This window comes from Bradyrhizobium sp. AC87j1 (assembly GCF_002936975.1).
Taxonomy (GTDB): Bacteria; Pseudomonadota; Alphaproteobacteria; order Rhizobiales; family Xanthobacteraceae; genus Bradyrhizobium; species Bradyrhizobium shewense.
The window spans coordinates 1-248 of sequence record NZ_PTFE01000304.1; the positions used below are offsets into that span (position 1 = coordinate 1).

At 59.3% G+C, this 248-nt stretch carries 1 pseudogene; it reads left to right on the forward strand.

What is annotated here, in order from left to right:
• Nucleotides 1-143: pseudogene (locus CV770_RS41420) on the forward strand (integrase core domain-containing protein); the annotation flags it as partial.
• Between the last annotated feature and the right edge of the window lie 105 nt (nt 144-248).

Genomic DNA, 248 nt, shown 5'->3' on the forward strand with positions numbered 1-248 from the left:
ATCCGCAGGCGCGCGGCAAGAACGAGCGCTTCCATCGCACCCTGAAGGCCGAGGTTTTTGCCATGCGGCGCTTCCGCACCCTCTCGGAAGTCCAGCGCGCCTTCGATGCCTGGCGACCGGTCTACAACTGCGCATCAGAACACCCATCTGGCTATGTGATTGAAGAGAAGAGATTTTGTTGAGCGGGATGCGATCCCGCGGGGTATTTTGGGTTCTGTCGCGCTCGTTCGGCGATAGATTGAGCAGTC